The organism is Allorhodopirellula solitaria (assembly GCF_007859855.1).
GTDB lineage: Bacteria > Planctomycetota > Planctomycetia > Pirellulales > Pirellulaceae > Rhodopirellula > Rhodopirellula solitaria.
Map to the genome: position 1 here is coordinate 253,544 of NZ_SJPK01000007.1, position 16,557 is coordinate 270,100.

Sequence of the window (16,557 nt, forward strand, 5' to 3'; positions counted from 1 at the left end):
TCGAGGTCACCGAGCAACGCTGATCGGTACCAAGAGTTGCTCGATGCGCTTTCTCAACGGCTGCGTGAAGATTAATTTCATTTCATCACTGATCCACAGATCGGTCGGACCAACCAACTTGGCCGAGCAATCGATTCGGCTTTCCCGGCAGAAAGCAATCCACTCTGGAGCGGATGTCCCGCTCCAGAAATTACCTCGAATAGTTAAATGACGAGTACGGAAGCTAGCCGTCCCGCTGAACCGTTACAGCCCCCCCCTTTTCGGGTGAACCCGTCTTTTTCCCCGCGTTTCTAGGTTTTCACCGAGACCGTCCGCAGCTGCAGCTCGTTGAGCTGGGCCGCATCGACCTCTCCGGGTGCCTCGGTCATCAAATCGGCAGCCTTTTGCGTTTTCGGGAATGCGATCACTTCGCGGATATTGTCCAGTCCCGCGAACAACATGACCCAGCGATCGACACCCAGTGCGATCCCGCCGTGCGGAGGAGCGCCAAAGCGGAGTGCATCGAGCAGGAATCCGAACCGATCCTGCGCCGTCTCCTCGTCCATGCCGAGCAACTCGAACACTTGCGACTGGGTTTCACTGTCGTGGATCCGGATCGTGCCCCCACCCGCTTCGCTGCCGTTGATCACGAGATCGTAGGCCTGCGCCCGGCACTTCTCAGGAGATTCCTTCAAATGGGGCAAGTCCTCGGCCAACGGCGCCGTAAACGGATGGTGCATCGCCACGTAGCGACCGCTCTCCTCATCACGCTCAAACATCGGAAACTCCGTCACCCAGCTGCAATTCAACTCGTCTGGGGAGTAAAGCTTCAGTTCCCCCGCGAGCCGCTTGCGAAGTCCCGACAACCCTTTGCAGGTGACTTCCCAGGAATCGGCCAAGAACATCAACAGATCGCCAGGCTCACCACCCATCAGATCGCGAATCTCGGCCAAGTGCTCGGGTGTGAAATTCTTCGCGATCGGACTCCACAGGGTTTGGTCGTCTTCGACGCGGAACCAAGCCAAGCCCTTGGCACCAAAATCCTGCTGCACATAACCGGTCAGCTCGTCGATCTGGCGCCGCGAGTACAACGTCGCCGCCCCGGGGACCCGAATGCCGCGAACGAAATTTCCGGCATCGGCGGTTCCGCGGAAGACCCGAAACTCGGTCTTGGCCGCTACCGACGTGACGTCCACGATCTCCAAACCGAAACGTAGGTCAGGTGCGTCACTGCCGAACCGCCGCATCGCTTCCTCGTACGTCATCCGAGGCAGAGGCAACGTGATGTCTTTGCCGAGTACCTGTTTCGCCGTTTTGGCAACCAAACCATCGATCAGCCCGATAATGTCATCGGAGTCGACGAAGGACATCTCAATGTCGAGCTGGGTAAATTCGGGCTGGCGGTCGGCCCGCAAATCTTCGTCGCGAAAACACTTGGCAACCTGCACGTAGCGGTCGAAACCCGCCACCATCAGGATCTGCTTGTACAACTGCGGCGACTGAGGCAGTGCATAAAAATCGCCTGGGTGCACCCGGCTGGGGACGAGGTAATCGCGAGCTCCCTCGGGCGTACTGCGGCCCAAAATCGGGGTTTCCACATCGATAAAGTCCTCCTCCGCAAAGTAATCTCGCATGCATTTGATAATCTCGCTGCGGCGGATCAAAGCGGCCTGCATTTCTTTGCGGCGCAGATCGAGATAGCGATACTTCAGCCGCAGGTCTTCGCCCGGCAGCACGGGCTGTCCGGGGGTGAAGGGAGGAGTCTTCGATGCCGAGAGGACCTCGAAATGCTCCGTTCGGACTTCGATATCGCCGGTGGGGAGCTTGGCGTTCGTCTTCCCCTCGAGCCGATCGGCAACCTGGCCGCGGATCAGCACCACGGACTCGTTGGGCACGTGACCCGCCGCATCGATCATCGCCTCACCCGCTTCGGGCGGCCCGATGACGACCTGGGTCAGGCCATAGCGGTCTCGCAAATCAATGAACACAGCGCCGCCGTGATCGCGTTTGCTCTCGACCCAGCCACAGAGAGTGACAGGCGAACCGACATCGGATTTGCGGAGTTGGCCGCAGGTATGGGTACGAAGCACGACGGAGAAACCGAAAAAACAGAGGGAATTTGAACCAGAAAATCAACGCGTAAGATAAACGCTCACCATAAATCCGCAAGCGTCGGGCTTGCCGGGAACGAAGATAGCAACCGCTGATCGGTAGTCCTGAGATTCTCGACACGCGGGCTGTCGATCTATTCGATGTTGGCGAGGCTAATTTTGAGCCGAGTGCCGGTAAGGCACCGGGTAGCATTGAATGTCGTGGTGGACGAAGCAACGAGCAGTTGATTACCCACAAAATCAGATCCCCTGTCAGCTTGTCTGACAGGAATCCCCGTTTTGTGATTAGAAAAATGGAGCGTCCCCCCCGCTGCCATGTGGGCTTGCCCTGGGCTGTTCAATCTTTGGGGTTGACGCTCGATTGGTCTTGCACAATTTCTTGACTTCACCCTCTCCAAACGAAGTTTGGGGAGGGTCGACGGGCGAAGCCTCGTCGGGGAGGGGCCCAGCACTGGGAAAACGCCTCAATCGCTGCAAAACCCTGACCGAGCCCTCCCCGAGAAACTCGCTGAAGGCTCGTTTCTCGACCCTCCCCAGCTTCGCTCGGGAGGGTGAAATCAGGACAGAAATCACCTCCATGAAAATCAACCGAAAGGGGTCGCAACCCCAAAGATTGAACAGCCCAGGCTTGCCCCGCATGACAGCAAAGTTCGTCGGCTTGGTTTGCTGTCAGACAAGCTGTCAGGGGAACGCGTGTCGAGGCCGCGGTTTTCTAATTTCGGCACCGGGTAGCGCCGCCCGGCCGCTTACGCGTCTCACTCAATCGACAGCCCGCACGCGCCGACTTTTTCAACTCTTCTCCGAAGCGAAAACCGTCTCGAAGTAGAAAACGAGTGAACAGGTGGCTACTCTTATGGGAAAAGACCGCGTCGCTGTCGACGCGTGATGCGACGCTTTGATCCCTACGAGAACGATCTGATGAATCCACGAGAGCAACAATGGCTTGAGGAACTTGCCGAGTCAGCACAGGACGGGCGTCTACGTCGCCGATCCTTCCTACGCATCGCTGGGGCAGCGGGACTGAGCTTGAGCGCCGCCTCCTCCCTGCTCGGGGTATCTCCCGAAGACGCCGCTGCCGCAGGCACTGCGACGGACCTGCATCTCGATGAACCACCTGGGTTCGAATTTCCCAAGCACAACTATCTGCTGGATAAGGAAAGTCCCTTTGAAGTGAAGAACGTCTTGATCGAAAAGGCGAAGACGGCGGCCCAACGCAACGACACCTCGGTGATCAACGTCGGCCGCGGCAACCCTGACTTCCTCAACACGACCGTCCGCCACGCGTTCGCACAAATGGTCCACTTCGCGGCAGACCAAGCCGATCAGTTGGATCCGGCGGACGATTTCGGTTATCGCGTCGAACAAGAAGGTCTGGCCGATCGCTTGAAAACCTGGCTCGACGACCACGCTGACCAACCGGGCACGCCACTCTTGTCCGCCGCGATCGACCACCTGCACGAGCTGCATGGGGGTGATCGTGATGAGTTGGTCTACCAAGTGACCGACGCGGCCAACGGTGATTTCTATCCCGACCCCGGCCGGATCTTGCCATTCGCCGAAACCGCCGTCCGGGCGTATCTCGAGAAAGTCCTGTTCCGAGGCAAGCCGCCCGAAGGACAGTTCCATCTGTTCGCGACCGAAGGTGCGACGGCCTCGATGATCTATGTCTTCGGGGCACTCAAGACGCTGCATATCCTCCAACCGGGTGACAAGGTCGCGATCTTCACACCGATCTTCTCGCCTTATCTGGAATTGCCGCGACTTGCCGAGTTTGGATTGGAGGAAGTGCATATCCCAGCGGATCCAGACAATAACTGGCACGTCGATCCCGACCTGGTTCGCAAAACCCTTCAAGACCCCAAGATCAAGGCGTTGTACTTGATCAATCCGGCCAACCCGGGAGCCGTCGCGCTGACGCCCGATACCATTTCGGCCGTCGCCGATACGGTTCGTCAACACAATCCGGACCTGATGGTGATCAACGACACCGTCTATGCCAATTTCGCCGAAGAGTTCCACACGCTGTCGGAATTGATTCCTGAAAACACCATCGGCTGCTACTCGTTTTCGAAGTACTTCGGTGTCACGGGTTGGCGGCTCGGGGTGATTTCCACCTACGAGACCTGTGTCGTCGATCGGCTGCTGGCGGAGTTGCCCGAGGACAAGAAGAAGCAATTGCGGGAACGCTATTCCATCGTCAGCCCCACGCCCGACGATGTCCCCTTCCGCGAGCGTTTAGAGATTGAATCACGGGACGTCGCCCTGGCACACACAGGCGGACTGAGCTGCCCCCAACAAGTGATCATGTCTCTGTTCAGCCTGTTTGAGGTGTTGGACACCGAGAATACATATAACCAGACGGTCACCGGCACGATCGCTGAGCGTTGGAACGCCTTCTATGACGGACTCGGGACCCCGGCTCGAGTCGGCAACGACCTCACGCGGTACTACGCCATCGTCGAACTCGACAAACTCGCCGCATCCATGCACGGCGACGACTTCGCTCAGTGGCTGACCCAACAGTGGGACTTGGGATTCCTATTCCATCTCGCTGAAGACCACAGCACCGTTTGTCTCCCCGGCGACGGGTTCGCTGGCCCCGATTGGTCCATTCGCATCGCGGTGGCCAATCAAACCAAGCAGGATTGTCAGGCGGTGGGCAACCACATCGTCAGCGTCCTCGGTGCTTACCATTCCTATTGGCAACAAAACCAAGAAACCCCCAAGGTGAATTCATGATCCGTCTGCAAAACATTCTGCTCCTCACTCTGCTATGCGTGTCGGTTCCGGCATTGGCGAAGGAGCACGTCGTGATCCTCGCCACCGGCGGCACGATCGCTGGGAAACAAGCCAGTAAAAACGATCCCGGATACAAGGCCGGTTCGTTCAAGGTCCAGGACCTCGTTGACGCCGTTCCCGAACTCAAAGAGGTCGCGGAGCTCTCCGGCCAACAGGTGGCCAATATCGGCAGCCAAGACATGAACAACGAAGTCTGGTTGAAATTGGCCCGCCGCGTCAATGAAGTCGCCTCCCAACCGGACGTCGACGGCATCGTGATCACCCACGGTACCGACACGCTCGAGGAAACCGCCTATTTCTTGAACTTGGTCGTCGATACGAAGAAACCCGTCGTCTTGACCGCTTCGATGCGACCGGCGACTTCGATCAGCGCCGATGGGCCGATGAATCTGTATCAATCCGTGGTCGTAGCCACGCGGCCCGAAGCGGTTGGACGCGGGGTGCTGTGCGTGCTCAATGATGAAATCCACTATGCAGCGGAAATCACCAAAACACACACCGTCAATCCCGGCACGATGCAGTCGCCCAACCGCGGCTTGGCGGGCAAGTGCGATGCGGAGGTCTGCACCTTCTTCTCACCGACCATCCGCCGCCACACCACCGATAGCGAATTTAAGATCCCTGCAGATCTCGACGACCTGCCAGCGGTGGAGATCGTCTACGCGCATGTCGACATGAAACGGAACATGATCGATGCGGCGGTCAAGTCGGGCGCCAAAGGAATCGTGATCGCGGGCGTTGGCGATGGCAATATGTCCCAGGAAGCACTCGAAGCCGCTGCCGAGCACGCTAAGAACGGCGTCATCATCGTTCGCAGCAGCCACGTCGGGGCCGGCATCGTGAAACGAAACGTGGAAGTCAACGACGACGAGAATGGGTTTGTCGCCTCCCGCGAACTCAATCCGCAAAAGGCGCGGATCTTGGTCCAGTTGGCTCTGCTGCAGGATGCGGATGTCGACGACATCCAGGAAATGTTCCTGAAGTACTAACGCGTCCCGCCTCGCGCTCGAGGCCCAAGCAAGCTCAAGGATGGCCGGTTCCACCGGCCACCTTGAGTTCATCGGTAGCTCTTCACGGAATTCAGCGGCACGCGGCAGATCTCCCACAAGTTTTCCTACGCCGAAGGCGTGGAAGAAAATAGCCGGTGGTTTGAGCGTAAGCGAACACCACCGGATAGGTCGCCAAACGCAAACGCCAACCCCGAATGGGGTGGAAGATCATTCACGACGGGATACTTCTGGGTATCCAACAGCTCGTTGCCTCGTCCAATACGACATTGATTACTCCCGCGTTGCTTACTGTACCTTAGGCTCGGTCGATGACCTGATGGCGCGACCGGCGAGGAAATCGCCGCCGCGTGTGGCCATGATGGCAGGCAGCAATGTGGAGACTCCAATCCACGCCAGCGACAGCAACCCCATCATGAAGAAGGCAAAGCGCCGGGTCGGAACGAACTCGGATAGTCCGTAGACCATCAGGGAAAAACTGCACACGACAGTCGTTTGCAGCATCGCCCAACCACAATGTTGCAGGGCGGTCAGAGCGGCTGATCGACCGTCGGGCGCAGTTTGCCGGGCCAGACGGTACTGAGCCAGTAGATGGACGGAATCATCCACTGCGATTCCCAAGGCCACCGAGGCGGTCATGACCGAGCCGATATCCAGCGGCCACCGCAGCCATCCCATCGTGCCAAATAGGAATAGGGTAGGAATGAGGTTCGGAATCATCGCCAATACGCCTCCGATCACACTGCGAAGGTAGATCGCAACGAATACGGCGATGACCCCAAAGGCGGTCAGGAAACTCGTGAACAAGTCCTTCAATAGCAGTTTTTGGGTCCCCTCGACGATCACGAGATGCCCGGTCATGGTGACGCGTCCGGTCGGTCCCTGAGCCGATTCTAACAACGTTGTTTTCGCTGTTTTTACGATCTCGTTCATCGTGCTACTGAAGTCGTGGTTGCCGGTTTGATACAACCGCAGGGACAGTCGCCACGTCCGTTCGCCTTTCGACTGATCGACATAACCGAGCGTATAGATATCGGATTCCCGGTTGGCTATTTGCGACTCGATGGCCGCGCGTGAAATAGTCGCCGCGATGCTGCTGCGATGAGTGGGGACGGGTAAGAAATTCGCAGCCGATAAGATCCCACCGACCTCCGGCAAACCGTTGACAGCAGCTTGGACTTTCAGGAGCTTTCGAAGTTGAGCGATTTCGTCGCCAGCGGATGGGTCACCATTCTCTGGAGTCGCAAACGACAGCAGGATCTCCGCTGTCATGGTCGCACCGACGTGCTCTTCGTACCAATCGTATTGTTGCCTCAATTCGCTCTCAGGCAAAAACATGTCTGGGACGCTCACCGATGTGGTTAGCCGGCCCAGGCCCATGACCGCGAAACAGGATAACAATCCGAAAACAAGCAGAATGCTGATCGGACGCAGCCAACGCACCGGTCTCCCGCGATTGAATTTCGTTGACGCGGTCTCGGGTACCACCACGCCGCGACGAGCGAACAGCATGGCCCCCGGCAGCATCAAGATGAGCAGACCGAGGGTCAGCAGAACACCGACTGAGCCGATCACTCCAAACAGTCGTACGGGTTCCAGACGCACGATCGATAAAGACAACAAGCCGACAACCGTCGTTGTGGTCGCCGCCAAACAGGGCGGAACCCCGATCTTCATTGCCCGCTCAGCGGCCGCCACTACGGAGACTCCCGGAGTGCGGACAAAGTCAAAGTAGTAATTGCTGAGATGAATTCCCGCTGACACAGTCAGAACGAACACCAGTGGCGGCAGCACGATCAAGATCGCATTCATCGGTGTACCCATGTAATACACCGCGGCAAGAACCATGCCCTGGCCGACCGTGGCAATCCCCAAGATCGTGAAGGTCAATGGGATCGACCGCAAGCATATCCAGCACAACAGCGCCGCGATGATCGAGGAAGGTACTGTGTACTTTTGAATGGAATTGATCGCTTCGCCATCGACGGCAGCACCGTCGACCGGCCCACCGACGAACACAATCCCGTCGCGCGGCCGGTGAATCAAATCCGCGATCGCTTGCCGTATCAGTGGCAGGAGGATTCGCTGATGCGAGCCCGAGGCTGCGGTGAAGCATACACACACACAGGTCCGTTTCCCGTCGGGGCCGACAAAGGTTCCGTGCAATCGGCGGTCGGCCGATGCCTCCGGCGCGTTCAACGGCATTCCCGTCAATGAGTCGCGAATCTCGGTACCACTACGAACCCACTGGAAGGGACGCTCACCGTCGCAGATCTCCATGGCCTGCTTCCAAAACGATCGGGCGGATTCCGGTACCGCGGTCTGATCGAAGCGATCCAAAGTGTCATCATCGTTCTCTTCGGAGAGTTCGCGAAGCAACATGGTCACCTCACGAACATCCGCGTCCCCCAACTCCGCGCCGGACCACGAGATGAACATGACATCGATGAGCCCGAAACGCTCATAGAAATCCATGAATTGTTGCTTCAGCGGAAGAGTTGAGGGCAACCACGTGTCCGGCACATTCCGCATCGTCGCGATCGCCGCCGCGGAATGGATCGTCGCAGGGACTGCCAACAGGATCAACACGATCAGGCCAACGAACCAGCGTACCCGGTAACGGCGCCGACGACGCTCGGTAGTTTCCCAGCGAGGCGGGCTCGCGGAATTCTCGCTGGCGGACGTGGAGCCGGGCGTGGAGTCGGACGGCGGGTTCGGAGAAGGGTTGAACATTCCGGCAAATCTAGTCGTTAAGGACTTGCCGTTGTAGATGCCGATACCGAAAGTCTCCCACGCGACTCGAGTGGCACCTCAACATCCGTTGTCCGAAACCCCCTATTGTATTATCTTGAGGATCAAGTTGGTGATGGCAATCGGAACCCAGATGTGTTGGCCTTCAAGAACGGCTGCGAAAGTAGGTAAACGCAATGGGAATTGAACTTGGCAGCGTGCAGGAAACGCTACTGATCCCGTTGTATTATCGGGCGACCGAAAGCATGCAGGAACAGCCATTGTTCTATGATCAAGCGGCGGTCGAGATCCTTCCCGAATTGGACTATGACTTTTCTAGCTTCGATTCTGCCTGGTCGCTTCGCAATGATGTGGTTGTGCGAACCGTCATATTCGACGAACTCGTGACCGACTTCATTCGTCGTCATCCCGATGGGCGGGTTATCAATCTGGGTGCTGGTCTGGATGCGCGGTTTGGGCGTTTGGACAATGGTCGAATCCGTTGGTATGACTTGGACATGCCCGATTCGATCTCGCTGCGGCAGCGTTTTCTGATGCCGACGGATCGAAACGCTTTCATTTCCAAATCAATGTTCGATACCTCCTGGTTTGACGATGTAGGTGCCGACGCGCCGACACTCATCGTGGCGGAAGCACTGTTTTTCTATTTTGACGAAGCATCGATCAAGAACCTGCTTTCAAAAATGCTGAATCGGTTTCCTGGCGCCGAGCTAGTCTTTCAATCGATCTGTCCTGAGATCGTCGGCCGTACGAAGACCGTGCCGATTCTACGCCGAACGCGAGCCGAACTTCGTTGGGGGATTCACTCCGGACGCGAACTCTCTCACTGGGATCCAGGTTATCAGTTTCTAGGCGAGTGGTCGCTTGTGGATCGGTTCGTCGAGCGATGGCGATGGTACCGATTGGTCAAAGTGCTACCGTACTATGGTCGTTTTCTTCGCGAGGTCATGAAGATCTCGCATATCCGTTTTGCCACCGAAAGCACTTGATCGCCGGTTTGGCTGAGCGACGGTGCTCAAGGGTTCGCCGTTTACTCTTCAGCGGTGCGACTGGTCGAGTGCCTGGGCGGTGAATCGATCGTCCGATCACACCTTGGTCAGGAAGCCCTGTGAGATCAGGAAGCCTTGTGAGACTCGGTGAGCTCTTCGTCCGCGGGTTGGGAATCAGGCTCGGATGCTTCGACGGACGATCCGTCACCAGGCGACGTTGACGGCGACTGATCGACGGGCTCACCCTCCATCGCGATGGCTGACTGACGGGCCAAGGTCGCCACCGTCGGGTTTTCGATGAATATTGACATCGGCAAGGCAACTTGAAGCGTCAACTGTAGCTGATTCGCCAATTCGATCGCCATCAGGGAATCCAAACCCATCGTATTGAGCGATTGATTGACATCCAGGTCAGAAGGTTCCAGCCCCATGATCTGGGCAATCTGGTTGGTCAGGTAGGAGCGTAGTTCCTCTTCCCGCTGCGTCACCGCCAGGGCCATCAATTTGGCATGGAACAACTTTGCTTCGGCGCGGGCATTCTCGTCGACGTCCTTGGCCGATTTGAATTGGTCGAACATCGGTGGCGCAATGCCGCTGCGGCGGAGCGCTTCATAGGCGCGAATCAATTTCGGCCAATCGGCGATCATCACTGTGGCTTGGCGACACCCGTCGGCTACCAATTCTCCCATCAAGTCCAATGATGGTTCGGCGGGCAAGCTGAGCATGCCGCGAGATGCTAAATCGGATCCCGATTCCGCAGCCATTCCGATGTCCGCCCAAGGCCCCCAGTTCACCGCCGTCACCGGCAGTCCAACAGAGCGACGGTGATGCGCCAGTCCATCCAAGAATGCGTTGGCGGCACCATAGGCGGATTGTTGGATGGTGCCCACGATCGTGCTGACGGAAGAGAAAAGAACAAAGAAGTCCAACGGAAGGTCTAACGTCGCTTGATGGAGATTCCAACCACCGCGAATCTTAGCGAGCGTGTTGCGATCGTAAGTCGGCATGTCCATTTCGATCATGAATTGGTTTTCGACGACGCCGGCCGCATGAATCACACCACGCAGTGGAGGCAGATCCGACTCGATCCGCCGCATCATGTCTGCGAGCGAATCCGCGTCGGAGACATCGGTCGACAACGGGACGAACTTGGTCTCGGGGAACTGGCTCGACCAAACCGCCATCTCGTCGATGACGTCCTCCGAAGGCTCGCGGCGCGACGTCAAAACGACGCATCCGGCGCCCAAGCCCGCTAGCCACACGGCCACTTTTCGCCCTAACGCTCCGAGGCCGCCGGTGACGAGGTATGCGCCGTCGGAACGGACGACTGCTTCGATACCACCTTCTTCCGCAGTCGCATCGAGCACATCCACGGGCGGCATCGATACGACAATCTTCCCGATGTTCTGACGCCGCGACATATAACGAAATGCATCAACCACCTGCTCGGCATCAAAGACGGTCAGGTTGGGCGGTTGGTACGTTCCACTGTCCAGCTTCCGCATGACGCTGGCCAGTAGTTCTTGCGATTGTTCAGGTCTCTGGCGGAACATGCGGTCGAGATCGACTGCGGTATAGGACAGGTTCCGCTGAAAGGGTAGCAATCCGATCATCTTGTTCTGATAGATGTCCACCTTGCCGATCTCTACAAATCGACCGTACTCGGCCAACACCGCCAAACTGTGGTCGATCGCATCGCCAGGCAGCGAGTTGAGCACCACATCCACCCCTTCTCCCTGAGTGATTTCCATGATTTCGTCGGCGAACTCAATGGTTCGCGAATTCATCACATGGTCCGCTCCGATCGCCTCAATGTATTCGCGTTTGGAGTCGCTACCAGCCGTCGCGAAGACTTCTGCGCCGATCGATTTGGCGATTTGAATCGCAGCGAGACCGACGCCCCCTGCCCCGGCGTGAATGAGCACGCGCTCGCCTTTTTGAAGCCGCGCGACATCGATCAAGCAGTGGTGAGCCGTCATGAACGCGATAGGAATGACCGCTGCTTCCTCAAAATCCAGCGAATCGGGTTTGCGGACCACCGCGTGCCGGGAGGTGAGGCAGTGCGAACCGAAGCCATAGGGAACGATACCCATGACTTCGTCACCGACACTCAAATCGTGCACGTCGTCGCCGATCGCGCAAACGACGCCGGAGCACTCGATACCGATCGGTACAACGTCATCGGTGATACCGGGGTAGAGTCCCAGGGATTTGAGAATGTCGCTGAAATTCAGTCCCGTCGCCGCCACTTGAATCTCGACCTGATCACCAACCGGCTTGGTCCGCCGAAACGGTTTATATCGCAATCCCTCGATGGTGTTGTCACCACCAATCGTCAAGTGAAAGGGGGTTCCTGTGGGAATCGATGAAGAATCGTCGGCAGTTGCCGAGCGATCAAAACGCTCGATGCGACCACATAAACGCTTGTGATCTCGCCAAGCGACCTGGGTCTCCTCACTGTCCAGAAATAGCTCACGCAGCAGTTGCTGAGCCGCATCGGCGGGCGAACTCTTCGGGTCCAGATCAATCAAGCGGGTACTGAATCCACCGTACTCGAGCGTTGCCGCCCGCCCGATCCCGATCATCTCTTGCTGCAAGAAATTGACAGGATGTTCGTCGTCGATGATCTGGCCACCGAGGGTAACGATCAAGACGCTCGGGTTGATGCCTAATGAGGCCTTCGAAAGATAGCGGTATAAGGACAGACACGAAGACGCCGACAACTCGCGAGATCGTGCGAGCTGTTTATTACCATCGCCGACGGGATTTTCGACATCGATACTCCATGCATGAACCACCCGCAATCGTCTTTTTGGCTTGAGCTCTAGCTCTTCGATCAATCTCTCAAAGTGTTCCTCGACGCCCGCATTGACTTGATACCTCTCAATGCAATCCTCGCCATTGGAATCGTTCGATGCAGATGCAGAACCGTGGTACTGGTCCGCTGTGGTGACGACAATCGTGCGACCGCACCATGGCGCGACCGACTGCGCCAAACGCTCGCCAATTTGGCGTTGATCGGCCAATATCAGGATCGTCTCTTCCTTCGCCAATTCGGGTGGATCGCTGCGCGTATCAACGAACTCATCATGCTCGGTCCACCCCCAACGATACAGCCACTGATGCGGGTCGGATCGTTCGGTTTCGTCAGCGGCGCGGCTCAGTCGCCGCAGCGAGACGCCCTGGTAGTGCACCAAGCAGCGACCGTGAATATCCGTCAGAAACACGTCGGCTGTCACTGATTCAGGGCTCTCCGAATCATCGCTACTGGTTCGTCGGGCAACAGCGACGACGCCGCCCGAATCCAAACCTTCAGCCAACGCCGCGTAATGGCGGACGCTGCGGATGCTGGTAGGGAGGTAGGTATAGGGAGAGAAGGAACCATCGAGCTGCGGAGGCACCACGCCTCCGGCGCAGTGCATCGCTCCATCGCCAACGGCGGGCGGAATGGTGTATTGATTCAATTGTTCGACCACATCCTCGTGGAAACGCATCGGCGCAATCGCTTGGGTTGGCGTCTGCGTCAAACCGTCCATGATTTGATAGGTTGGTCCGTAGTTCAAGTTTCGCTGCTTCATGATGTCATAGAATTCATCATGATCACGAGTTCGAATCACCTCGCCACGCACTTCCTCGAGGTCGATTTGCGGCGGCGATTGAGCTTCATCCTTTGACCCACGAACGATCGTGCCCGTCGCGTTGAGCTCCCAATCGGCTGAACCGTTAGCCTCAACGGATTGGCTGTAGATCCGGAACGGGTACCGCGAGCCGCTCGGTGCCGACACAACCATCTGCACGAGTTTCGGGACGTCACTGAGAAACAGGGCTTGTTGGAAACTCAGATCCTCGACCCGGTGGGCTCCCTCTCCTAATAACGCGTTGGCGGCGGCGAACCCCATTTCGGTGAACCCCGACCCGGGCACCAAGGTTGATCCTTGCACAACGTGGTCACGCACCGATTCAGGGTCACTCGATCGCATCTTGCACTGGAAGATCGTGGACTCAGCAGCTTTGATCGACTTTCCTAAGAGGGGATGGATAATATTGAGACCGAATATGTCGGCGAGCCGCTCGTTGGTCCCTTCCGATTCGAGCCAATAGTATTGCCGATCGAAGGGATACGACGGTAAATCGATCTGGTTGAAACGCCACGGACGGTCGAATTCCTTCCAATCGAACGTTCCTCCCGTAACAAACAAATCGGCCACACCGTCCATCAGAGCCGCGACGTCCGGTTTGCCCTTACGGAGCGACGCGACCGTCGCCACGGACCATTCCGGTATACAGCGTTTGGCCATTCCCACCAACGCCGGAGTGGGCCCGATTTCAACCAGCGCATCGAGTTGTTCCGCTGCCATCGTGGCCACGCCTTCAGCAAACTGCACGCTGCTGCGTATGTGATCCCGCCAGTACGACGGCTTGGTGACCTGTTCGTTGACCGATTGCCCCGTCAGGTTGCTGATCAAAGAAATCTCGGGAACCGAATACTCGACGTCGGCGGCATACTGCTCGAATTCGTCCAGGATCGGTTCCATCAGATGGGAATGAAACGCGTGCGAGACGGTCAAACGCTGACAGCCGACTCCCGCAGCTTCGCATTGCTGTAGAAACTCCTCCAACGCTTCCTCGGTTCCCGAAACAGTCGTGTTTTGAGGTCCGTTGAGCGCTGCGATTTCCAATCGGCCGCCGAATGATTGCATCAGCTCACGGGCTGCCGCAGCGTCGCCAAAGACAACCGCCATCGCGCCACCGGCCGGCAACCGGCTCATCAGTTCGCCCCGTTTGGCGATCAATCGCAACCCGTCAGTCAACGAGAATACACCCGCCAGACAAGCGGCGGCATACTCGCCAACGCTATGGCCCATGACGACAGACGGCGTGATCCCCCAACTTTTCCATAACATCGCGAGCGAGATTTCTAGCGAGAACAAAGCAGGCTGGGTCCACGCCGTATCGTTGATTTTGTCGGCTGCGTTTTCATCAAAAATGACCGATAGCAGAGACTCGCCTCGCTCAGCTTGAAACACGGCTTCGCACTGATCCATCACATCGCGAAAAACAGGTTCGCTGTGATAGAGATCGCGGCCCATGCCTGGAAGCTGTGACCCTTGGCCAGTGAACAGGAACCCGAACCTGCCGCGTCCCCGAAACTGAACGTTGCCGCGGTGAATGCTCGGCGATTTCTTACCGTCGGCAAGTTTATCGAGATCGGCTAACAGTTGTTCTTTACTCTCGACGCGGACGGTTGCGCGTCGGGGGTGATGCGTTCGATTGACCGCCGCGGCATGACAGAAGTCACCAATCCGATCGATGTCGAGCGTTTCAATAACATCGCGGTAGGACGCCGCGAGCGAGTTCAAAGAATCATCCGTATGTGCTGACAAAACCAGCAAGTGGTGATTCCGCTTGGCTTCGTCCGACGGTACGTCCACGCTGGGGGCCGGGATCGATTCAATCACTGCATGCGCGTTAGTGCCACCGAACCCAAAGCTACTGACACCGGCCAAATGCCTTGACCCTGGTTCGCCCAAAGATGTCGTTTCTGTGGGAATGCGGATGCGCGTTCCCTCGGTCCGAATCCGGGGATTGATTTTATCCAGCCCCGGTTGGAGAGGTACCGTGCGGCTTTGCAGCACCATCACGGCTTTGATCAACCCGGCAATTCCTGCCGCGATTTCGAGGTGACCGATGTTCGCTTTGACGCTGGTGAGATAGACCGGTCGGTCATCGGGATTCTGCTGACGATAGACTTCACCGAGGGCTTCGATTTCGATCGGATCGCCCAGCGGGGTGCCGGTGCCGTGCGCCTCGATGTAATCGATATCGCTCGGCGATACACCTCCGCCAGCGAGCGCCTCACGAATGACGCGAACCTGCGCCGATCCATTGGGAGCCGTGATTCCGGACGTGCGTCCCCCGTGGTTAACGGCGGTGTGACGCAGCACCGCCAGCACGCGATCGCCTGCATCGACCGCATCGGACAAGCGTTTCAGCACGACCACGCCACTCCCTTCGCCCCGGACATACCCATCGGCATCCTCATGGAACGGGCGACATTGGCCAGTTGGCGAAACCATTCGCGCCCGCGATAGCGAGATCATCGAATCGGGCGTGATGCAGATGTTCGCAGCACCCGCCAATGCGGCATCGCATTCCCTTGATCGCAAGCTTTGGACGGCTTGGTGCAACGCCACCAAGCCGGACGAGCAGGCGGTATCCACGCTCGCACTGGGGCCGCTGAAGTTGAATACGTAGGACAAACGGTTGGCGCAAATACTTAGCGAATTGCCGGTGCCCGTGTGCGCATCAATCATCTCTAAGAAATCATCAAACTGTCCCGCCAGCTTCATATAGTCGGCTTGGGAAACCCCTATAAAAACGCCGGTAGGAGACTTCGACAGTTCAGCCGGAGGGATGCCCGCGTGTTCCATCGCCTGCCAAGCGACTTCGAGTAACATCCGCTGTTGCGGATCCATCCGGGCCGCTTCACGAGGTGCGATGCCAAAAAACTTAGGATCGAAATAACCCAGGTCGTCGCGCATACACGCCCATTTCGAGATCATCTTCCCCGGGGTGTCGTAGTCCTTGTCGTAGAGGTGATCAATGGGAAAACGATCGTTGGGAATCAGCTTGGTGGCATTGCCGCCCTGACATACCAGGTCCCAGTATTGCTGCAGGTTGTCCGCTCCAGGAAATCGGCAGGCCATGCCGACGATGGCAATCGGTTCCTGGACCCCCGTGGAACTCTGGGACAAACGCTTTTTAAGGAGTTCCCGTTGAGCCGGGGACAGCTTTTCGAGTCGGTTGGTTATACTATTCATGGTGCCAACGGCGACGCAATCAAAGGTATGAAGTGATGAAGGCAACCATCCTGGTTCGCCGAAACTGAACGAAATCGAAACTGGGCGGCTAGACACGATC

Annotated in this window: 6 protein-coding genes; 3 read left to right on the forward strand and 3 right to left on the reverse strand. The window is 57.4% G+C overall.

Translation table 11 applies throughout. The features are described 5' to 3' along the window. Positions 1 to 290: 290 nt before the first annotated feature. On the reverse strand, positions 291 to 2,069 hold the full coding sequence (gene aspS, locus CA85_RS15280) for an aspartate--tRNA ligase (protein ID WP_146392185.1): 1,779 nt from the start codon (positions 2,067 to 2,069) through the stop codon (positions 291 to 293). Between the two features lie 906 nt (positions 2,070 to 2,975). Between aspS and CA85_RS15285 the strand changes: the two genes are divergently transcribed. Together CA85_RS15285 and CA85_RS15290 are read left to right on the forward strand one after the other, a co-directional pair. Next, positions 2,976 to 4,829 carry a bifunctional aspartate transaminase/aspartate 4-decarboxylase gene (locus CA85_RS15285; RefSeq protein WP_222435455.1) on the forward strand — a complete coding sequence of 618 codons (1,854 nt, stop codon included), beginning with the start codon at positions 2,976 to 2,978 and terminating at the stop codon, positions 4,827 to 4,829. Next, the gene (locus CA85_RS15290) at positions 4,826 to 5,878 is read left to right on the forward strand and encodes a type II asparaginase (RefSeq protein WP_146392187.1); all 1,053 of its coding nucleotides are present in this window, start codon (positions 4,826 to 4,828) and stop codon (positions 5,876 to 5,878) included. The genes CA85_RS15285 and CA85_RS15290 overlap by 4 nt, the downstream gene beginning before the upstream one ends. Positions 5,879 to 6,184: 306 nt before the next feature. Here CA85_RS15290 and CA85_RS15295 read toward each other — a convergent pair whose 3' ends face one another. After that, on the reverse strand, positions 6,185 to 8,629 hold the full coding sequence (locus CA85_RS15295; protein WP_146392188.1) for an efflux RND transporter permease subunit: 2,445 nt from the start codon (positions 8,627 to 8,629) through the stop codon (positions 6,185 to 6,187). Between the two features lie 194 nt (positions 8,630 to 8,823). On the opposite strand from CA85_RS15295, the gene CA85_RS15300 reads away from it, so the two are divergent. After that, positions 8,824 to 9,636, forward strand: a complete 813-nt coding sequence (locus tag CA85_RS15300) for a class I SAM-dependent methyltransferase (protein ID WP_146392189.1) — start codon at positions 8,824 to 8,826, stop codon at positions 9,634 to 9,636. Between the two features lie 125 nt (positions 9,637 to 9,761). Here the strand turns inward: CA85_RS15300 and CA85_RS15305 are convergent, their stop codons facing one another. Next, entirely contained in the window at positions 9,762 to 16,457 is a 6,696-nt protein-coding gene (locus tag CA85_RS15305) for a type I polyketide synthase (protein WP_146392190.1), read from the reverse strand. Positions 16,458 to 16,557 lie beyond the last annotated feature (100 nt).